21 protein-coding genes are annotated in these 21,701 nt (G+C 40.0%); 2 read left to right on the top strand and 19 right to left on the bottom strand.

The window, feature by feature from the left end; all coding sequences use genetic code 11:
* Positions 1-74 precede the first annotated feature (74 nt).
* From BUQ87_RS11125 to BUQ87_RS11190, 15 genes are all read right to left on the bottom strand, one after another.
* Positions 75-2,009 (bottom strand): complex I subunit 5 family protein, encoded by a 1,935-nt coding sequence (locus tag BUQ87_RS11125; RefSeq protein WP_038267095.1) that lies wholly within the window; start codon positions 2,007-2,009, stop codon positions 75-77.
* A gap of 23 nt (positions 2,010-2,032) precedes the next feature.
* A complete protein-coding gene (locus BUQ87_RS11130; RefSeq protein ID WP_052636292.1) occupies positions 2,033-3,493 on the bottom strand; it encodes a complex I subunit 5 family protein in 1,461 nt (486 codons plus the stop codon).
* 13 nt (positions 3,494-3,506) lie between these two features.
* Positions 3,507-5,000, bottom strand: a complete 1,494-nt coding sequence (locus BUQ87_RS11135) for a complex I subunit 5 family protein (RefSeq protein ID WP_038267092.1) — start codon at positions 4,998-5,000, stop codon at positions 3,507-3,509.
* Positions 5,001-5,004: 4 nt separating this feature from the next.
* On the bottom strand, positions 5,005-5,367 hold the full coding sequence (locus BUQ87_RS11140; RefSeq protein ID WP_052636284.1) for a sodium:proton antiporter: 363 nt from the start codon (positions 5,365-5,367) through the stop codon (positions 5,005-5,007).
* Entirely contained in the window at positions 5,367-5,786 is a 420-nt protein-coding gene (locus tag BUQ87_RS11145; RefSeq protein ID WP_052636282.1) for an MnhB domain-containing protein, read from the bottom strand. The genes BUQ87_RS11140 and BUQ87_RS11145 overlap by 1 nt, the downstream gene beginning before the upstream one ends.
* A complete protein-coding gene (gene mbhE / locus BUQ87_RS11150) occupies positions 5,767-6,063 on the bottom strand; it encodes a hydrogen gas-evolving membrane-bound hydrogenase subunit E (RefSeq protein WP_052636279.1) in 297 nt (98 codons plus the stop codon). Before mbhE ends, BUQ87_RS11145 begins: the two co-directional genes overlap by 20 nt.
* On the bottom strand, positions 6,060-6,299 hold the full coding sequence (locus BUQ87_RS11155; protein ID WP_038267089.1) for a hydrogenase subunit MbhD domain-containing protein: 240 nt from the start codon (positions 6,297-6,299) through the stop codon (positions 6,060-6,062). The genes mbhE and BUQ87_RS11155 overlap by 4 nt, the downstream gene beginning before the upstream one ends.
* Positions 6,286-6,606: a monovalent cation/H(+) antiporter subunit G gene (mnhG, locus tag BUQ87_RS11160; RefSeq protein WP_038267085.1), complete on the bottom strand. Its 321-nt coding sequence runs from the start codon at positions 6,604-6,606 to the stop codon at positions 6,286-6,288. Before mnhG ends, BUQ87_RS11155 begins: the two co-directional genes overlap by 14 nt.
* A 2-nt stretch (positions 6,607-6,608) precedes the next feature.
* A complete protein-coding gene (locus BUQ87_RS11165) occupies positions 6,609-6,872 on the bottom strand; it encodes an MrpF/PhaF family protein (RefSeq protein WP_038267082.1) in 264 nt (87 codons plus the stop codon).
* 3 nt (positions 6,873-6,875) lie between these two features.
* Complete coding sequence (locus tag BUQ87_RS11170; RefSeq protein ID WP_052636276.1) at positions 6,876-7,193, bottom strand: Na+/H+ antiporter subunit E; 318 nt, start codon at positions 7,191-7,193, stop codon at positions 6,876-6,878.
* A gap of 823 nt (positions 7,194-8,016) precedes the next feature.
* Entirely contained in the window at positions 8,017-9,771 is a 1,755-nt protein-coding gene (locus tag BUQ87_RS11175; RefSeq protein WP_038267080.1) for a sigma-54 interaction domain-containing protein, read from the bottom strand.
* Positions 9,772-9,889: 118 nt separating this feature from the next.
* Complete coding sequence (locus BUQ87_RS11180) at positions 9,890-11,347, bottom strand: YjiH family protein (protein ID WP_143182463.1); 1,458 nt, start codon at positions 11,345-11,347, stop codon at positions 9,890-9,892.
* Between the two features lie 172 nt (positions 11,348-11,519).
* On the bottom strand, positions 11,520-12,470 hold the full coding sequence (gene speB, locus BUQ87_RS11185) for an agmatinase (RefSeq protein WP_038267078.1): 951 nt from the start codon (positions 12,468-12,470) through the stop codon (positions 11,520-11,522).
* 406 nt (positions 12,471-12,876) lie between these two features.
* Positions 12,877-13,002 carry a hypothetical protein gene (locus BUQ87_RS15685; RefSeq protein ID WP_278309052.1) on the bottom strand — a complete coding sequence of 42 codons (126 nt, stop codon included), beginning with the start codon at positions 13,000-13,002 and terminating at the stop codon, positions 12,877-12,879.
* 35 nt (positions 13,003-13,037) lie between these two features.
* Entirely contained in the window at positions 13,038-14,762 is a 1,725-nt protein-coding gene (locus tag BUQ87_RS11190; protein ID WP_038267076.1) for a sodium:solute symporter family transporter, read from the bottom strand.
* Between the two features lie 562 nt (positions 14,763-15,324).
* Here BUQ87_RS11190 and BUQ87_RS11200 point away from each other — a divergent pair.
* Entirely contained in the window at positions 15,325-17,322 is a 1,998-nt protein-coding gene (locus BUQ87_RS11200) for a methyl-accepting chemotaxis protein (protein ID WP_038267071.1), read from the top strand.
* A gap of 143 nt (positions 17,323-17,465) precedes the next feature.
* Positions 17,466-19,175 (top strand): methyl-accepting chemotaxis protein, encoded by a 1,710-nt coding sequence (locus BUQ87_RS11205; protein ID WP_052636273.1) that lies wholly within the window; start codon positions 17,466-17,468, stop codon positions 19,173-19,175.
* Positions 19,176-19,432: 257 nt separating this feature from the next.
* On the opposite strand, the gene folK is transcribed toward BUQ87_RS11205, so the two are convergent.
* From folK to folE, 4 genes are read right to left on the bottom strand one after another with little or no spacing between them, the layout of a single operon-like run.
* The gene (gene folK, locus BUQ87_RS11210; RefSeq protein WP_038267069.1) at positions 19,433-19,915 is read right to left on the bottom strand and encodes a 2-amino-4-hydroxy-6-hydroxymethyldihydropteridine diphosphokinase; all 483 of its coding nucleotides are present in this window, start codon (positions 19,913-19,915) and stop codon (positions 19,433-19,435) included.
* A complete protein-coding gene (gene folB, locus BUQ87_RS11215; RefSeq protein WP_200774464.1) occupies positions 19,908-20,303 on the bottom strand; it encodes a dihydroneopterin aldolase in 396 nt (131 codons plus the stop codon). Before folB ends, folK begins: the two co-directional genes overlap by 8 nt.
* A complete protein-coding gene (gene folP / locus BUQ87_RS11220; protein WP_038267063.1) occupies positions 20,275-21,075 on the bottom strand; it encodes a dihydropteroate synthase in 801 nt (266 codons plus the stop codon). The genes folB and folP overlap by 29 nt, the downstream gene beginning before the upstream one ends.
* A 32-nt stretch (positions 21,076-21,107) precedes the next feature.
* A complete protein-coding gene (gene folE, locus BUQ87_RS11225; protein WP_330391345.1) occupies positions 21,108-21,671 on the bottom strand; it encodes a GTP cyclohydrolase I FolE in 564 nt (187 codons plus the stop codon).
* Between the last annotated feature and the right edge of the window lie 30 nt (positions 21,672-21,701).

Below are 21,701 nucleotides of genomic sequence, written 5' to 3' on the forward strand. Positions count from 1 at the left end.
ACAACTCAATTCTTATCATTATTTGCAAAAAGGGCCATCGGAACAATCACATGTTCCAATAACCCTTTTGCAAATCAGCTTTTAACAAGAGAAAACATCAAAAACACCAGTATCGATGCCGTAACAAAAACAGAATAGTTTACGCTTTCCATCCTGAAAACCATTTTTCGCGTCATGTCTGATACACTGTAATATGAACCCTCTCCCGATTTGAATCTTTCACTTCTTATCTTGAAACTGCAGATGCGCTTGAATTCCCAGCACACCCTATTGGCAAAGCTGCTCATGAACCTGTCTAAAAAGCTAAACACCGCCTTGGATATCCTAAACATGCAGGCGATTACGGGCAGGTAAAGATTTCTTTCAACACTCGGCCAGTTCTTGGCAATGTATGAATAGTATACTGATTTATCTTCTTTTATGACAATATGCTTTGTCGCATACATCCTGTATATGAACGTACCCAGAAGCAATATCACTCCCGAGGATTTAATGGAGTCCAACGTGTAAAAATGCGGCGCTGCTGTCGACGAGGCCTCTTCAAACAAAAGCCCTGCGCCCTGGCTCATTATCTGGTTTACAAGTTGAGGCCTTATAGATATGAATGCCATCGCAATCACAAGTGCAGACATTGGAATGTACGCCGCAATGCCGCCTCTTGCGCTGCCTGTCAAATCATTTTCGTCTATATTTGAAACCACTGCAAAGTACAGCTTCGCTGAATATGCAACTGTAAGTGCGCTTGATATCAAAAACACTGATTCTGCAATGATTTCAAGGCCATATCCATTTATATGCTCAATATTGGCTATGGCATGGTGTATGAGCGTCTTGCTTGTAAATCCATTGAATCCTGGCATTCCCATATTTGAAAGCAACCCTATCAGCAAGAATATTCTTAACGCCTTATTGTGAGGCCTTAACCCCATAGAGTTCAGATTGTCCGAATCCATTCCAGATATCATCATTCCGGCAGACATGAAGAGAAGTGTCTTGAAGAGCGCATGGTTTACAACGTGATAAATACCTGCGGAAATTGCTGCATCGGCATGAGAATGCATAAGTCCGGTGGCGGCCAGCGAAAGGAGCATGTATCCAATTTGGCTCATGCTGCTGTATGCAAGTATTTTTTTAACTTCAACCTGCACAAGTGCCAAAGCTCCACCTGTAATCATGCTCACAAGCGCCAGTGCAAGAAGTACTCCGCTGAAAGTCTCATCCCAACTCATCATAAAGCCTATGATCATAATCCCGAAAACCCCTGCTTTGGCAAGTACTGCTGACAAAATCGCAGTAGCCGGAGATGGTGACTGGGAGTATGTGTTTGGAAGCCATATGTGAAGTGGAAAAACACATGCCTTTGCTGCAAAGCTGCTGCTCATAAGCAGCACTGCAATATACTTGATGCTGCCCATTTGGGCTACGGCATGCGGAAGGCTTGAAATGTTAAGCTCTCCAGTGTATTCATAAAGTATGAATATTCCCATGAGGGTTATCATTCCTGTTGCTATTGAGACTATAAGGTACAACCGTCCGGCTTCGTGGGCTCTTTTGCTCTCGTTGTGAATCACCATTACATATGATGTCAGCGCCATCACTTCAAAAAACGTAAAGAGATTGAGCAGGTTTTCAGAAGTAAAAACGCCTATTATAGCTGAAAGCGTTATGAGGAAGAACACATAAAATCGAGTTGCCTTGTTGTCCGCTTTGAAGTACCACATCGAATACACACTGGTAACAAGCCATATAAAGCAGGATATCCATACGAATATATACCTGAAAATGTCCATTTTCAAATATAGCCCAGTCCCCATTACGTGAGGCATGTACAGCTGGATATCCTCGCCTCTTAAACTTGGAAAAATAGCCGTTACAGCTGCAAATTCAATCATGCAGGCAATTGCCATAAAGACTTTGGAATATCTTTTGCATTTCAATCCGGCAACATGTACAGCTGCTGCAGATACCGCCGGGAATAAAAGCAAGAATAAAAGCAAGTAGTTTTTCAAATTTCCACCTCCTGGTAAGAAGTCTAAAACCTTATATCCGAAACAATGCTCTCTATAAAGTCAAGCACTACAGCTGGGAAAATACTTGTAAACACTATTATTCCTGTAAGAATTACAATTGGAGCAAGCATTTTGCCGTCCACTTCCATCTTCTCTACCGGATGGCTTCTCCCTCCTGATTCTTCTGAGAAAAACGCCATTATTATTATAGGCATTAGGTATGCCGCTGTGAGAACAGCGCTAAGTAGCAGTATGACAGCAAACCAGACCCTCCCTGCTCCCAGGCTCCCAAGCGCAAGATACCACTTGCTTACAAATCCGCTTGTAGGAGGAATCCCTATGAGGGATATCGATGCTATAGCAAAGCACGCCATTGTAACAGGCATTGCCTTTCCAACTCCCTTTAGCTCTGATATGTTCTTCTTGTGAGACTTAACATATATCGCCCCTGCGCAAAAGAACAGTACTATCTTTATTATTGCATGGTTTACAAGATGCAACAGCCCTCCTTCGAGCGCCTTTTCATTGAGCATGAAAACGCCTAGAAGTATATACCCAAGCTGGCTTATTGTAGAGTATGCAAGCCTTTTTTTGAGGTTGTCGTGGGTGAGCGCCAAAAACGACCCCATGAGTATGGTAAGCGCAATGAACACGCCTGCATACAAGTGCCCTTTTATGTTCATTACGGTATTTGCTCCGAATACGAAATAGCAGACTCTTATTATTGAAAATACACCTGATTTCACAACAGCTACGGCATGCAGCAAAGAGCTTACCGGAGTCGGGGCAACCATCGCCGCCGGCAGCCATGAGTGAAGCGGCACGAGCGCAGCCTTGACCCCAAACCCTACAAACATCATTAAAAATGATGCGGTCAAAATCAGTTTGTCTTTTGAGCTGTAGTCGATTCCATACGCGTTAAAGTCAAGAGAAGGGTTTGCGCTGTGAAACAGAATCATCCCGAAAAACACAAGAGCCGCACCGCCGAATGAGTAAATGAGATATTTTCTGCCGCTCTCAAATGATTCCTTGTTTTGAGAGTGTATTACAAGGGGGAAAGTTGAAAGCGTAAGCATCTCGTAAAAGAGATACAGTGTCAAAAGGCTTCCTGAAAATGCTATTCCCATGGTGATTCCGAGAGTTGCTGTGAAGAATGCAAAAAATCTCTTCTGGCCGCTTTCATGCTCCATATATCCCATGGCATAAAAAGCTGTGAATACCCAAAGGCAGGATGCCATGACCGCAAAGAGCACACCCAGCTTGTCGACATTGAAATATATGTGTATAAATTCATTAAGCCTTAGTATTTCTATTTTCTTTTCCGCCCCGGTGTAAAGCGCAAGTAAGAGCACCGCCAGATTGGATATTACTGCAATTCCCACAACTACGTTTCTGACCTTTTTCTCCTCGAATTTTTTTGAGCTTATCAAAGCCGAAAATAAAAATGGCATTATAACCGGCAATATAAAAAGCATGTTTTTCATACGCACCACCTTATCACATGGTATTTTCAAAAGCCAAAGTCAATACCTCTATTATTTTTCCAGACGTTATCCCAACTGCTATTGCCGCGCCGGCAAGCAACAGGGAAGGCGCCATAGTCAATAGCTTTTCTTTATCCACGTTTTTTTCTACTCCTGCATTATCTGAATGTTCCGCGCCTTTTTTGAAATATCCGTTTATGACAACAGGCAGATAGTAAATGCAGTTGAGCAACGAGCTGAGTATTATTGCAGCCACCATAAATCCTTTTCCGGACTCAATGCTTGCCATCGAAAGGTTCCACTTTGTGATGAAACCTGGAAGAATCGGAATTCCAACCATCGAAAATACCCCGATAGAAAACACTCCCAAAGTTAAGGGCATGTTTTTTCCTAATGCGCTCATATCACCTATTAAATAGGTATTTCTCCTTTTTATCATGGTTCCGACGCTCAGAAAAAGCAGCGACTTCGTAAGCGCATGCGTTATGATGTGGAATGCCGAAGCTGTAAGCCCTGCAACACTTCCAAGCCCTATTCCCAAAAATATATACCCCATTTGCGCTACGCTCGAATATGCAACCATCTTTTTGATGTTGTTTTGAAATATGGCAAATACCGAACCCATTATCATTCCCGTTGCGCCAAGTGCAAGTACCATGTCAAGCACTGAGCTTTGCCTTAATATATAAGCTCCGAAAACAGTGTAGAAAACCTTAATAAGCAGAATCACAGGCCCTTTGAGGCCTACTGCCGATATTATGGCGCTTGTGGAATCTGTAGAAGAAGAGTGCGCGTCCGGAAGCCAAACGTAAAATGGAAACATGGCCCCCTTTATACCTATTCCAAAAGTAAACAGGGCAAGAGATATCATGACCACTTTGTCATATTCCATATAGACCTTCGATAGCTCCATATTAATAAAATCCATATTCAAATTTCCAGTTATGGAATATATAAAGGCTATTCCCATCAGCACTAGCCCCGATCCAAGGCTGCTGTATACGAGGTATTTTATAGCCGCCAGTATATTCTCTTCCTTGTCTTTCACGACTATCATCCCACAAGCCGCAATAGTGCTAACTTCTATGAACACAAACGCGTTGAAAATGTCATTGGTAAGCGTTATCCCGCAAATCGACGCACTAAATACATTAAGCAGCAGATAGTAAATAGGCACTTTTTTTGATGTCATGTCATTTTGGCTATTGCACACAGAATGGGCTATAACGCTAAAAGTTACAAACATGAATACGCTTACCATGACCGATTCGAAAATCCCAACCTTAAGCTCTATGCCTAAAGGCGCTTTGAAGTGCCCCATGTCATATTTGAATGCTCCATTTGTGATGACATAGAAAAAAGTGAATGCCGAAAGTGCAAGACATACGAAGCTCGTTATTAGCGAAATTGTTTTTGCTGTCTTTTCATTTTTTACAAGGGGCATTGAAAAAGAGGCCATGAAAGGAATTAATATTATGAAAAGAGGAAAACTCTTAAAATATTCCATTTGCCTACACCTCCCTCATCCTCATAATTTCATCCATTTCTACAGTATTATACTTTTCATGCAGCTTTATTATGAGCGCAAGCCCAAGAGCCGTCATGCTCACCGCTACGACTATTCCTGTAAGCATCAATGCAGTTGGGACCGGATTTATATAGCTTCCAGCGCCCTCAAGCCCTCCAACTACAATGGGAGCCTTTTTCCCATCTATATAACCCTTGGCAATGAAAAACAGAAAAATCGCCGTGTCCATTATATTAAGCCCTATTATTTTTTTTATCATGTTGTTGTGCATAAGAAGAGTCATAAAGCCCACACCAAAAAGGATTACAGAGCATGCCTCTACATAATTCACAGCTAGTCGTTCCATTATATCTCTCCTTCACTAAACAATGCATAGAAAAAATACATCGTTACAGAAACTATGCCGCCTACAAATATATTCAAAGGCAGAAGGTACCTTCCTGAAAATATCTTCCCCGGAGTTCCAATTGGAATGTCATAAAGGTGAAGCTCAAGTCCTCCGTTTACAAATGAATATCCCTTTATAACACCGTATGCCAAAAGAGAAAAACATGCTATTTTCATAAGCCTTTCAAATGGATACCTCTTTTTTGCAAACTCTCCTCCGTTTACAATCCTAGAAAGAATGAGGCTTGCGCCTATTACGGTTCCTCCGGCAAAGCCTCCTCCCGGCGACAGGTGTCCATTTACCACCACGTATATTCCAAATATCTGTATGAAAGGAATTATAAAGCTCGAAACCACGCTAAGTATTGCGCTGTTCATCAGCTCCACCTTCCTTTCTTAAAAGCAACATTACAGCAATTGTTCCAGTGAACATGACTGTAGCCTCTATGAACGTGTCAAACGCCCTGTAGTCAAGTATTATCCCCGTTATTATGTTCATAGCCCCGGTCTCGTGCATTGCCTCTTCAAGATACGCCCTGCTCACATAGTTGTGCGCAGGGGAATATTCGCTTCCAAACTCGGGAAGCTGGGCCACCGCCACAAGCAATATTCCAATTAGGCTGAGAGTCAATACCGCTGAAGCGATTTTTCTCATTTCGACTCCCCCCTTATCTTTTTAAGTGTGAGTATGAAAAGGAGAGTAGTAACCCCCGCTCCGACGGCAGCCTCTGTTATAGCCAGATCAGGTGCGTTGAGCTGCTGCCATAGTATCGCCATTATGAGGCTGTACACCATGAATACTATTATCGTGCTAAGCATGTCCTTTATGAGCGACACGGCTATTGACGAACCTATCAAAAACAGAAGCATTATAAGGCTAAATAATTTCATCTCTATCAACTCCCCCAACGCTTTTTTCCATGCCCCTTCTTCTGTATTCAGCCCTTGAAATAATGTGAGTGGCTGTGGGATTTGTCATCCAGAGAAAAAATATTACAATAAGAAGCTTTACGCTCGCACTGGTAATCCCCTCATGTACCACAAGCGCCAAGAGGCTTAAAACAGCACCCAATGTATCACATTTTGCGGCAGCATGAGCCCTTTCGAACGTATCTTTGAATCTAAGTATCCCGATCGTGCCGACTGAAAAAAAGAATATCCCACCTGATATGAGGAGAGCTACAATTGTCATCTTCATGCCTAATCCCCTCCCGCTTTTTGTATAAGCTCTGAAAGTCCCAAAGAAGCTATGAAGCTTATCATCGCATATACCAAAATAACGTCTATGAAATATGTTTCATCTAAAATGAATGAAATTAGAGCTATCAGTACTATGGTCTTCGTTCCTATAACGTTTACAGCTATAAGCCTGTCCACCGCCAATGGCCCCTTTGAGGCTCTTGCCATGCAAAGTATTATAGTAACAGAAAGCGCTATGCTTGCTATTGTCAAAATAGTATCCATGCTCTACTCCCCTTCAATTTCCAAAAGTATCTTTTCCAGCTTTGAATCAATCAAGTCTCTTGCAAACTCTTTTTTAAGGCAATGCACTGTATAAAGGCCACCTTTCATGTCTATTGTTATAGTTCCAGGCGTGAGAGTTATGGAGTTTGCCAAAACAACCCTCAAAAATTCCGATCTCAGACTGCTTTCAAACTCTACAATCTCGGGTGAGATTTCCAGTTTGGGGCTAAGCACTATTTTGGCTACAGCTATATTTGCAATTATCACTTCTTTTATCAACAAAACTATATATTTACAAAAATACAGTGATTTTTTAATCAATTTTCATCCCACCTATTTTGATGTATAGTTCAATTTGTTAAGACAATACACGCAAATTGATATTAAAGCTCCTAATATCAAAGTCTCAGAGCTGAATTTTCCTTCTAGAACGCACCAAAAAATTCCCAGCATTATTATCAGTGATGATGATCTCATGACAGCCCTCCTTGTTATTCCGTTTTACAAAAATATACACCCTTCAGTCTAAAATATAAATGTTTAGTGAGTATTCTAAACATTTATACACATTTAATTTTTTTTGGTATATTTTTGTCAACTGACTTGTTCTTTATTTGACTCAAGTTATAAATATATAGAGCAAAAACCATGCCACTTTTACACTTTGTTGGAATTCAACATTTGAAACCCTTATTTTCCAACGCTAAGCCTCACTCAAAAATTATACATGCTTTGCTGCACCTGTGTCCGTGAATGCTCACTCCCAGCATCTGTTTCATTTCAAGACATTGATATATTGTATACGACACGCACAGTGTATTAAAATGAAGCTATCGTCTCGTTTTGATACACTGCTCCGGTGGTTGACAACAAACTCCTTGTACCCTATCCTTATTATAAAACTAATGTCTCCACGAAAATAAGATTTGAAATGACTTGGCAAAAAAATTACATAAAATGCACAAATCTAAATATCTAATAATCTACTTCTTCAAATACAGGCCCTAAAAAGTCAAAAAAAAACAACCCTCTCTTTCAAATGCTATAGCGATGGTTGTTATGTTCATGATTTGTCAACAGTTCTATAAAGATTTCCCCTTTAGGGGCTTTGACAATTGCAACTGTTACATATTGCTTACTATTTTTAGTATGCTATTTTAATATTGTGCTTTTTCAGTTTCCTTCTTATTGTACTTGAATCGATATCCAAAATTTTTGACATTTCCTGCGTGTTTGATGATTCCTCCATGGCTTTCAAGAGAATCTTCTTCTCATAATCATCCATAATCCCTTTGAATGAACTCCCGTAGGCTATGCTCAAAATCTCGTCAGATTCCTTTATATTAGCCGGCAAATCGTAAATATCTATAATTCTCCCTGTCGAGGTTACGACAAGCATTTCCATGATATTTTCAAGTTCTCTGACATTGCCCGGCCATTTGTAGTTCATGAGCTTTTTCAATGCCTCAGGGTCCAGTTCCTTATCCATTTTATATTTTTCATTGAATTGTTCTATGTTTTTCAGAATCATTGATCCCAGCGCTTCTTTTCTTTCCCTTAGCGGTGGAATATATACCGGAATTACATTGAGGCGATAAAAAAGATCTTCCCTGAATTTTTTTTCGGCAACAAGCTTTCTCAAGTCCTTGTTTGTTGCTGCTATTATTCTTATGTCAACAGCTATGGGAGTTTTTCCCCCTATTTTCAGAAATTCTCTATCCTGTATGAGCCTTAGCAGCTTTACTTGTGTATTCAGCGGAATCTCTCCTATTTCATCCAGAAACAACGTCCCGCCATTTGCCAGCTCGACAAGTCCTATCTTGCCTGTCCTTTCCGCTCCAGTAAAAGCCCCCTTTTCGTATCCAAAGAGCTCAGACTCCAAAAGATTTTCCGGTATTGATGAGCATTCGATTTTTATGAACGGCCCTTCTTTTCTGCTGCTGTTGTTGTGTATGAATTTACTTATAACGCCTTTTCCAACACCAGACTCCCCTTCTATCAGTACCGTTGAGCTCACCTTTGCAACCTTTAAAGCCAACTGCGCGATTTTTTTCATAGCCGGACTGTCCAGTATCATATTTCCGGTGTCCATCTGCTGCATCCTAAGCGTCTCAAGCTCAAAAGAGATCTTCTCTGATATGTCGTTTGCTTTTTTCAGTTGATTTTTCAAATTGTTGAGCTCTGTAACATCTCTCACGTTTACTACAACCATTGAAATTTTGCCGTCCTTAAAAACCGGAGTTCCCGTAGATACGACTTCTTTTCCATTATTAACCTTTTGAATGACCGTTATCCTTTGTCCTTGCTCCAGCACCTGCAGCGCTACTGAATTGGAGTACATGCTTGTCCTTACAAGCTCATCCATATTCTTGCCTATTATGTTTTCCTTTTTCACTCCGTCCAGTTTTTCGCATGCGCTGTTCATTCTAAGCACATTTCCGCTTCCATCTGTTATGAATATCCCGTCAGACGACAGCTCTAATATGCTGTTTAACTCACTGTGAATGTCCCTGTAAAATTTAAGTTCTTTTTTATTTTTATCATTAAAGGCCTGTTTGAATCTTTTGATTTCAATGTACTTTAATATATCTGCCTTTCTTACAAAGCCAATATATTTTTTAAAGCGGTTTACAAATGGAAATACCTCTTGGTCTATATTTTTAAAATCCGCAATATGCTCGGTTTCTTGTATTGATGCAAATTTGGTGTTCACAGCTCTTTTTACACAGTTGCATTTTACATAGTCACAAATGCAAAGGACCCCCACGACATGCTTGTCTATGCTGAGTACTGGAAGCTGCACGGTATTTGAACTTTGAAACTTTCGAATTATTTCATCGAAATCCTTTTCGTCCTCATATATGAAAAAATCCTTTTCCAGTTTAAATTGACTTTTCATAAAGCTCAACACCTTTTCAATAGAATAATTATACATTTATTCTATAATACCACAATTTTATCTAAAAGATAAAATTAAGGCAGAGTTTTTCTGCCAGAATTTTATCTTTTATTTTAGGCTAGAACAAAATATGCATAGCTACCGCAACTAAAGGCATGGCAATAAATGTCCTCTCAAGAAAACAAATTACCAGCTCCTTGAGTTTTACAGGAAGTCTTGTAGCAATCATTACAACTATTGTTTCTGAGAAGAAAATTATTTGGACCATTGAAACTGCCGTTACAAAATATCTCGACTGCACGCTCAACACATCCACCTTGTCTGCTATAAGTAGAACAGGCAGGAACATCTCAGCTATTCCAACAGGAAGTGAAGGCGCTATTGTTGCTGCATCAGGAACTCCAAGAATATTTATGAAAGGTACGAAAATCATTCCTATCCACTGGAAAATCGGAGTGTGTTCTGCAATTATAAGCCCAAGTATGCCAACCGCCGAAAGAAGCGTAAGGACTTTTGGTATTACTAAAAATCCATCTACAAGGCTCGCCTTTATCTCCTTGTGAAGAGGCTGGGCAAGGAACGCCCTCTTTGCTGCCCTGTGAACTCCCCTTTTAAACAGGCCCAAGTGGAATTTCTCCCCGGTTTCAGATAAGACCTGAGGGCTTCCATCACAGAATTCATTTGCCTTTTTCGAAAGCGGAGGTATTCTAACCATAAAGAATGTAACCATGAATGCAATTACAAGAGTTGAAAAATAAACCTTTAAAAAATGCTCCCCCAGCCCGGCTGTCTGTATTACAAGCACTGCAAATCCTACGCTTACTGCGCTAAAACAGGTGCATATTATCGAAGCCTCTCTCTTTGTATACACCTTTGAATAGTAAAGCTTGCTTGTTATTATTACGGCCATAGATGAAGAGCTTACAAATGATGCAAGTGCGTCAACTGCGCTTTTGCCAGGAACCTTGAATACCGGCCTCATAAGCGGCTCAAGCACGGCTCCTATGAAGTCTATGCCTCCGTAATTCAAAAGAAAAGGCATTGTCATAGCGCCTACAGGTATTATGAATGCAACACCCATTACTATTGCAGGCACAACTGTACCCCCAGTTTCAGGCCCTACTATAAGGTGAGGGGCGCTGTAGCCTGCCAAGTTCGCATCTAGAGTATACATCAGTGTAAATATAGCCCCTAGTGCATAGAAAAACGGGTGGAATATCGAGTCGTGGCCATAGTAGTCATAAAGCTTTGACCCTTCCTTGGATGCAAATTTACCGTAAAAGCTCAAGAGCGCATTTACAACTGTCATGCCTGTCACGGCGTAAAGCCCGTATACGCCTGTCAGATTCAGAAGGAACTTATATATGTGTCCGAAAGGTACGTCTGTAGTATCGCCTACAGTCAATGGCCAGAAAAATACGAATATAGCTATGGCTGTGTATGCTAAAGCTTTAATTAGGCCTTTCTTATAGCTTTTACTGTCCAGGTGTACACGGTCGAGATCCGCCGGATCGTTGGGGTCTATGTCATGCGGGACTACGTTTTCCAAAACTTGCTTTCTCACTGCATTTTCCATATTAAAACCTCCCGAATAATTATCTTTTTTGCCAAAATACCACAAGAAAATACTTTCTTGTGGTATTTTGCACCTAACTAGGAGTATATATACTTGTTATTTTAAGTGTCAAAATGCTCATTTGTTTTCATTTACAATTATTATACTCTGAATAATCCAATAGCGCTTTATTTTACTTGTTTTTCTTTGCCGCAAGCATTGATATGAATTCAAATGCCACATTCGCAGCCATGAAAGCTGTCATTTCGCTAGGATCGTATTGTGGTGCAACCTCTACGATATCGCAGCCTACGAAATTCAAGTCCTTAAGCTCTCTCAATATAGTCAGAGTCTCAAGAGTTGTAAATCCTCCAACTTCTGGAGTTCCAGTTCCTGGGCAATAAGCAGGGTCTACAAAGTCTATGTCGAAAGTAAGGAATACCTTTTTATCTCCTACTCTGTCCTTTATCTCTTTTATAAGACCCTCTATGCCCATCTCTCTTACTTTGTGAGCTGCTATAAGTCTAAAGCCAAGCTCTTCCTCAGCTACTCTGTGCTCGTCAGGATCATAAAGCGATCCTCTCATTCCTATTTGTATTACGTGGTCTGGATCTATAAGTCCCTCTTCGTGTGCTCTTCTAAATGGAGTACCGTGGTTGTGAGGCATTCCAAATACCTTGTCATTTATATCTGCATGTGAATCGAAGTGAACCATTGCAACCGGGCCATGCTTTTTGGCTATTGCCCTTAGGTTCGCCAGCGATATAGAGTGGTCTCCTCCTAATATTATGGGTATTACATCTGCATCTAGTATAGGCTTCAGCTCGTTTTCAATGTTTTCAAAAGTCTCATGAATCCATCCTGGAACAACATTCACATCCCCACAATCTGCTCCTTTAAGACTTTCCAGTACATTAACCTGAAGATTAACGTTGTTCGGCTTTATAAGTGAAGATATGTTTCTTATTGCACTTGGTCCGAATCTCGAACCCGTTCTATATGAACTTGCAGTATCAAACGGAACCCCTACTACTGCAAAATCAAGACCTTCTAGCTCAGTCATTCTTGGCATACGCATAAATGTTCCTGTGTTGCAAAACCTTGGTGAACTTAGTGCACTTGCTGGTTGATTTTCTTTTGACATAATAAATGCCTCCTCGATAGTTTTTTTGAATCTGACATACTATAGAGCAAAACCCGTGCCAATTTCGCGGCTAGTGGCTAAAAAAATTAAACATTGTCGTATATCCGTTTATATTTGTGCTTTTCCACGAATGGAGCTAAATATTTTCAAGCCCTATTTAAACAACCGATACCCATCGACATTTCGAAATCCATAATGTACAAGGCATTTTTGCCTCCGTTTTGTTTTTTTGAAAACCGGAAAACGTTTGTTTTCTGAATCTTTTTGAAACTTTTTCACGAAGGAGGCAATTTTGCCTCCGCGTGCAAAATTGCCTCCTTCGGTGTTTTAATATATGACTCCAAAACAGCATATCCCGCGTCAAAATATATCGCTTTTCGACACGGGATATGGCAATCAACAACAATTATTTGTTTGATTTAAACATCTCTGCAAAATCTTTAAACACAGACTTGTATGTGTATACGGCAGCAATTACAAACCATGCGACTCCCAGCATGTATATAAATATGAAAGCATTTTTAGAAATCAATTCCATCCCTCCACTTCAAGTTAAAAATGTGAACGCTATATAATTTTAGCTTCATTTCCAATGTCTGATTCATCCAATCCGCCGCTCAGTGAACTGTAGTCAAAGTTTTCAGGCTTCACAAGCGACCATACTGTGACAGTCACAAGCGAAACACACATTACAATTATGTTGCTCCAAACAACTCCCCAGCTCATGTCAAATCCTACAGACCACCAGTACGACAGCCCCGCAAACGCTCCCCCTATTATCGCCCAGAAAACTCCGTTTCGGTTTGTCTTTGACCACAAAAGAGCTAGTACAAGCGGGATTACAGCAGATGAAAACGATATTCCCATTGCCTGGTACATCCCCGCAAACGGAAAGTGTATTGCCCTTAGGTGCATCACAAGGGCGTACGTAATGATGGCTGTAAGGCTAAGCCAAAGCCTGCTTTGGAAGAGAACCTGCTTTTCAGAGGCATTCTTGTTGATGTAAGCCCCATAAAGGTCATTTACAACGCAGGTTGTAACTGACATTATCTCTCCAGCCCCGGTGCTTATAGAAGCCCCAACGACTGCCAATATAAAAAATGCCAGCCCTGCGAATCCCATTATAAGGAATGCGCTAAGAGGTGCAATCGCCTCGGCTTCGGCAAACATCATCTGTATGCCGTTGTAATCATATGTCTGCCCTACAACCAGCATTTTTGAAAGCCCGTAAAGGCCTAGCGTAGAAGCGACAGCTATTGGAATCGGCGCCCAGCAAAATGCAGCCGACAGGAACGACTTTGTAACGGTTTTCGCATCCTTTGCAGCTATTGTCCTTGCCCAGTATGTCTGGTTGCAAATTACAGCGCCCAGGTTGCCTATTATATTTACAATCAAAAATCCTATACCGCCAATATTCAGCCAGTTAAGAGGATCATGCTGATTTGCCTGCATTACAGCGCCTGCATTCGGCTGAAGCATAGGCTTTGTTTTGACAACCTCTGCAAGCCCGTCATAAATGGCCCCAGGTCCTACAAGGAATATAGCTCCGAAAATTATGACAGCCATGCTTGCGTACATCAAAAGAGTCATAAGCGTATCTGCAAATACGCTTGCCCAAAGTCCTGCAATAGACGTGTACGACACGAATATTATCAGGAAAAGCGCCGCCACAAGCCAAAACGGCACGTCGGCAAATGCAACCGCCATAACGGAGGCTCCTGTTACTATCATTATTGCAACAGCTGCGCTTACCAATATTGATATCATAGTAAGAAGTATGTGGTTTTTAGTGTCCAGCCTTGATTTTAAAAACTCTGGATAAGAGCGCACATTAGGCATTACCTCTCTCAGCCTCTTGCCCAAGAATCCCACTATCGGCAGCGGCAGCACAGCTCCAAGTCCATACCACCAAGGGCCTATGAAACCATATGAATATGCGGTCCAGCTGCTCATCATAAGCGTTGCTGCCCAAATCCATGTGGCAATTACAGATGCGTTGATCATTCCATGTCCTATGTCCCTTCCGCCCGTCAGAAAGTCCTCGGCGGATGTCTGTCTTGTCCTTCCCACAAACCACACGAGCACCACAAACATTATTCCAAGCCCGCACAGTATGCTCAGCATTGACCATCCCGGCAGCGGCTTTATTCCTCCTTCGCCTCCTCCAAGATCCATGCCTCCAGATGCATACGATCTGCTGGCGAAAATGCTTGATATCATTATGCAGCACATCATAAGCGCGACTGCCGCTTTCTTAAAACTTTTTTTCATTGCCAAAAAAGAATTACTCATATGACCCCTCCTAATAATATTCAACAAATTGCAATTTAAACTTTTTTAAACTCAAGCACCGGGAGTTTCTTTGAAACGATAATTCCTTTAATTTGATTTGATTGCACTTGATTTGAAAAATCACAGTATAAGCCCCCTCTCCACAAAATTATTACAATCTACAATGAATGACATTTTTATAATCAAGCAATTATTGTGCCAAATTAAAGCGTGCTTTAATCAAATCCTCATCGGGCTTTACCTTCGTATTGTTGGCATGTATATTGCTTCTATAATTTGTATTAAAAAATATTTTTTTCCATGGAGGGATATGTATGTTTGAATATGACAATCTGATTGACCTTGACAAGAAAAGATCCATTAGAAACTTCAAAAAAAGCAAGCATAAAAAAGCAGCAGTCACATCCATTTGCACAAAATCACGCCGTTTTCCATCTGAATGCCTATTCATTCCCATTGTAATAGTGTGTTTTGTAGCAACCTTGTCGATATTTTTTACAATTGCAAGGTGATCTATGTTCAACCGTGCAATATTCTAAACTAAAAGGAGAGTCATCATCATATGAAAAAAATTTTGAAAATAAAAAGCATAAAGACAAAGCTGACAGCCATGTTGCTCATTGTCTGCATTGTTCCAGTGGTTGCTCTGGGCAGCCTGTCATATAAAAAGTCATACAGCTTGCTGTCAAACAAGCTTAAGCTGACCTCTCAGCAAAATGTCGAGCAGGTGAACAAAGGCATAGACAATTACTTCAAAGGCTTTGAAAGCACAATAAACATGCTTTCCAACAACTCCAATTTCGAAGAGATCCATTTAAATTCAGCAAATTTGTCAAATGCCAATAGTCTTTTAGAAGAAGTCCAAAAAAACAACCCTGATATTTCCAGCATTTACTTCGGCCTTTCTTCTGATGAATTTTATGTGTATCCTTTCGAACAACTGCCGGACGGATACAGGCCCACAGTCAGGCCCTGGTATACAAGCGCGCTGTCAGCAGGCGGCCTGGCTTATTCGGAGCCATATGTTGCAAATACAGGCGAACTGGTGATTTCAGTATCGAAGGCTGTAAAAAGCAACGATAAAATTGTAGGAGTTGTAGCATGCGATATAGATTTGGATGAGCTTTCAAAAAGTCTTTCAGAAGTGAAAATAGGCACTAGCGGATACGTAGTAATAGCAGATGCAAACGGATTAATACTGGCGCATCCTGACGAAGAGCTTTTAGGGGCCGACCTTTCAAAGATATTAAGCATTTGGAATAGTGTCGCTTCAAACAGCAGCGGTTTTTCTCAATATAAATACAAAGGCGATGATGCTTTTGCCGTTTTCAGCACAAATTCATCGACCGGCTGGAAAATAATGGCGTCATTGGACAAAGGGGAATTACTTTCCGACACAAATGCAATAAAGAATTTCACTTTGATTTCCATATTGCTCATAGCATTCATAGCTGTTTTTGTAGCTTTGACTGCAAGCAATTCAATTTCAAAACACCTTTTTGAAATGATAAGCCTTTTTCAAAAAGCATCCTCTGGGGACCTTTCAGTCAAAAGCAACATAAGAACTCAAGATGAATTTGAAAACCTAGGGACACATTTCAACAATATGATAGAAAACATAAATAACCTCATTTACAATGTTAAGCACTCCTGCACAACAATATCTTCGGCTTCTGACATATTGAAATCAAATGTGGAAGAAACATCTACGGCAATGAACGAAGTTTGCGCTGCCATCGACCAGGTAAGCCTTGGCGCCGCATCGCAGTCTTCAGATATTTATAGCGGCGTTGAATCAATCAACATGCTTGCAAACGGGATCGAAAAAATCGAACATCTGGCAAAAGAGATGAATGACATATCAACCCATGCCACGCAGCACAGCAGAGAGGGACTTGAAGTCATGGACCTGCTCACTGGCAAAACAGCCCAGGTGAATTCTTCAAGCCTTGAAGTCAATGACATAGTTGTCGATATGAACAATGCGGCGGCTGAAATCGAAGTCATGGCACACGCCATAGACAATATAGCCCATCAGACCACCCTCCTTTCGCTCAATGCTGCCATCGAAGCCGCAAGGGCAGGAGAATCAGGCAATGGATTTTCGGTTGTAGCAGATGAAATAAGAACTTTGGCGGAACAATCAAAGGAATCTACAAAGCAAATCAATACCGTAATCGAGAAAATAAAATCCAAATCCAAATCAGCTGTGGATTCAATGGAAATCGTAAAGATGACTATTAATGAGCAGACCTACTCCGTAGACAAGACAGTAGAAATCTTCACCAACATCATCAGCTCGGTCGATTCATTGATTCACAAGATAAAAGAGATAGAACACTCCATCTGCGATACCAACAAAGAAAAAGAGATTATTTCAAATAAAATAGTCAACATATCCAATGTGGCGGAGCAAAATTTAGTTAGCACAGAGGAAGTTGTTGCATCAGCAGAAGAGGTAAGCGCCGTGATAAACGAATTCAATTCAACCTCAAACGACCTTAAGAGCCTTGCGAAAGAGCTCGAGATAAATATAAGCAAGTTCAAGCTTGTCAATTAAAAAAATTCTAGCGCACAATTAAGTCTGCACACGTTCAGATATAGCTCTGGTGAACGTTATTCAAGAAGCTTTCATCAACCAATATGATTGAGCTTTTGAATCGAAAATTTCAAAGATGAACTAATGTCAGAAGGGATGTTAAAATGAAAAGAAAATCAATTAAACAGTCAACAATGAATATATTTACTGGAGCATTAAATATGTTTTTGATAGCAATATTAATTATTAATTCATTATTGATATCTATAACTTTTAATAAAGTAATCGATGATCAAGAGCGAAGTAAAGAATTTAAACAACTTGGAATAGACTTAGCCAACGCATCAGACTATTTAACAAATGAGATGAGATATTATGCACAATTTGGAGAAAAAATGCATTTGGATAATTACTTGAGAGAAGTAAATGAAACAAAAACAAGAGATAGGATTGTTCAAAGACTGGAAGAATTAAATGCAACACAAGAAGAGTTAAATTTAATTGAGGAAGCAAAAAAAAATTCAGATGGATTAATCGTAACAGAGGAAGCGGCAATAAAGGCTGTTGAGAATGGTGATTTTGAACTTGCTAGACAGTTAATGTTCGGTGAACATTATGAGGCTGAGAAAACAAAAATCATGGCTCCAATTACCAAATTCCAGACAACTCTAAATGATAGGGTGCAGCAAGAATTACAACAGCACAGCAACAAATTACATTCATATATTGTATCCATGATTGTAATTATGACTTTAACTGCGATAGTTATAGTTATAAATCTTATAATAGCGACCCGTAAAATAATCAATCCATTAATAAAGCTAAAAGATAATATGCTAGTTATGTCTAATGGAGATTTAACCCAAGAATTAGAAATTACTGCAGATGACTCTGAAATAGGACAATTAGCAGGAGCCATTGTACAAACAAAGAATAATATTCAAAATATAATTAAGAACATTAAAAACACATCGGAAGAAATAGGAAATGGTTCTTTAAATCTTTCGGATTCAATGGATCAAACAGCGGCATCTGTAGATGGAATTGCCAACGCTATTGATGATGTAGCCAAAGGAGCTAATGAGCAAGCAAAAAACACTCAAGAAGGCTCTGACAAGCTTAATATTTTGGCAGAAAAAATAAACAAGTGTGTTAATAATGCAAATGAAATCCAAACACATATAGAACAAATAATGGAACTTAATAAAGTCGGAGTTCAATCTATTGATGAATTACATAATACTGTTGAATATAATAATGACATTATCCAAAAAGTGGACACTCAGGTAAATTTACTAGATGGAAAGTCCAGCTCAATAAGTCAAATAACGGATACAATAAAAACTATAGCTGAACAAACAAATTTGTTAGCGCTTAATGCAGCTATAGAAGCTGCTCGTGCAGGTGAACAAGGAAGAGGTTTTGCTGTTGTAGCAGAAGAAATAAGAAAATTGGCAGAACAAGTTTCAGTAAATGCTGGGGAAATTGAACATACCACGAAGGATATTCAAAGTGAGATAAAGAATGCAAAAATACAAGTGGATTTTTCAAAAGAAGCAATAGGACAAACTAATAAAGTATCTGTTAATACTGGCAGAGCATTTGAAAATATTAATAGTGCTATTAATATTATTGTTAATGAAGCTAGCGAACTTATAGAAAATATCAATCAAATTAATACAGATAAAGATACTGTAATGTTAGCTATGGAAGAAATTTCAGCTATTACACAACAATCGGCTGGATCAACACAAGAAATATCTGCATCTATAGAAGAACAATCAGCAACGATTGAAGAAGTATCTAAATTAACAACTAGGCTGCATGCAATCTCTCAAGAATTAAGTAAAATAGTAGATAACTTTACCGTTTAAAGATTGGATATATTTGAAGATCGCTAAAACTTCCAATTGGCTGGAATATTTTTTTACAGTCTTTCACTTCAATAATTTATCAAAAAAGGCATATAAAGCAACAATAAAATCCATTGCTCTATATGCCTGCAAAACTATAGAAGTTTTTATATTTTTTTTCGGAGAAAATGCATCAATTTCTTGACAGACTTCGAAGTTCACACTTGTTTTTCCAATCAAAGTGGGATTATTCTAATTCATTAATCTTCTATATGCATTTATTCTTTCTCATATACTGCTATCCCTTGATTTGACGCTTTCTTCAGCCAGTAGTCAATGCTCCTGCCGTTTATAGTCATTCCAGCTGCAATCTCTTCCAAAGGCATAAGCACAAACGCCCTTTCGCTTATCCTTGGATGAGGGATTAAAAGATCCTCCTCTTCAACACTTATGTCGTCATATATGAGTATGTCCAGGTCTATAGTCCTTGGCCCCCATCTTATAATTCTCTTTCTCCCAAGCTCTGATTCAATTCCCAAAAGCTTTTGGAGAAGCTCTCTAGGGGAAAGCCCTGTCTCTATATTTATGCACATGTTTAAAAAACTGTCCTGCTCCTCAAGGCCCCAGGGCTCAGTTTCATATACTGATGACTTCGATAATACATTTGTATCTTCAAGGCCTTGTATCTTTTCTATGGCATTTTTAAGGTTCAAAAGCCGATCTCCCATATTGCTCCCTAAAGATATGAATGCATCAGCCATTTCTGACCCTCCTCACGCTAACCTGCATGTAGTCAAACATGCCGCTTATTGGAGCTTGAGGCTTTTTTACACTGATTTGCACCTTTTGAACAATATTAAAATTATCAAGTATACACTGCGCAATCCTGTGGGCAAGAGCTTCTATAAGGCTGTATCTTTCCCCTTCGCATATATTCCTGATATTTTCAAATACATCGGCATAGCTTACAGTATGCTCAAGCTGGTCTGTCTCGCCGGCCTTTTGAAGGCTCAGTCCAAGCTTTGCATCTATTATGAATCTTTGCCCCAGACGGTTTTCCTCTTCAAGTGCTCCATGGTAGCCATAGAAGGTCATTCCCTTTAAAAGTATTTCATCCACCCTAAATTCCCCTCCTTCTGAGTATGGCATCAGCTACTTTTGCAGCCCTGTAATTTTCCTTTACATCGTGGACTCTTACTATGTCCACTCCCTTTTCTATGCCTATTACAGTGGTTGCTACAGTGCCTTCAACCCTCTCATTCGAAGGAAGATCGAGTATCTTGCCTATCATCGACTTTCTGGACGCTCCAAGAAGTATTGGGTATCCAAGGCTTTTTAGCTCTTCAAGCCTTGCCATCACCTCGATATTTTGCTCAGGAGTCTTTCCAAAACCTATTCCCGGATCCAGTATTATCTTGTCCTTGTCCACTCCTGCATTTATGGCTATTTCTACGCTCTTTTTCAAAAAACTCTTTATCTCTTCCATTATGTCCGCTTCATACTCTGTTCCATCCTGGTTGTGCATGGCAACTACATATGCGTCATTTTGCGCAACTATTCTTGCCATTTCCGGATCTTTTTGAAGCCCCCATATGTCATTTATTATGCTTGCACCTAGCTTTAATGCGCAAGCTGCCACATTTGACTTGTATGTGTCTATTGATACAGGTATGTCTATATTCTCTCTCAATGACCTTACCACTTTTGAAATCCTGATTATCTCATCATGCTCGCTTACCGGGGTATGCCCAGGCCTTGTAGACTCTCCGCCTACATCTATTATGTCCGCTCCCTGGTTTTGCATTTCAATCGCCCTTTTAATAGCCGACTCTGCCTCATTATATCTTCCTCCGTCTGAAAAACTGTCTGGAGTGACATTGAGTATTCCCATTATATAAGTCTTTTTCGAAAATTCAAACAAGCCAAATGCCTCCTTTCACTTTATTTGATCATCTATTTTTGATTTATAAGGCTCATGACCTCCGCCCTAGCCGCAGTATCATTTTTAAATATTCCTCTTATTGCAGATGTCACAGTCTTAGAACCTGGCTTTTTAACGCCTCTCATTGTCATGCACATGTGCTCGGCTTCTATCACGACAACCACTCCATAAGGCGCAAGTTTTTCAACTATTGCATCTGCAACAGTCTGGGTTATTCTCTCCTGAAGCTGAGGCCTCTTTGCCACAGACTCCACTACCCTGGCAAGCTTTGAAAGCCCTGTAAGCCTTCCTCCCTTTGGTATATACGCCACATGTGCTTTTCCGAAAAACGGCACGAAGTGGTGCTCGCATACTGAATAAAACGGTATGTCCTTTACAAGCACTATCTCCTCATAGCTTTCTTCTTCAAAATACACTTCTAAATGGTCTTTAGGGTCTTCATTCAGTCCGCAAAATATCTCTTCATACATCCTCGCTATTCTGTCTGGCGTCCCTTTAAGCCCCTCTCTTTCAGGGTCTTCACCTACCGCCTTTATTATCTCTATGACAGCCTTATTTATTCTTTCTCTATCCAAATCTAATTCCTCCATTCGATATTCCAAAAT

Origin of the sequence: Peptoclostridium litorale DSM 5388, from assembly GCF_900141635.1 — a bacterium.
GTDB lineage: Bacteria > Bacillota > Clostridia > Peptostreptococcales > Peptostreptococcaceae > Peptoclostridium > Peptoclostridium litorale.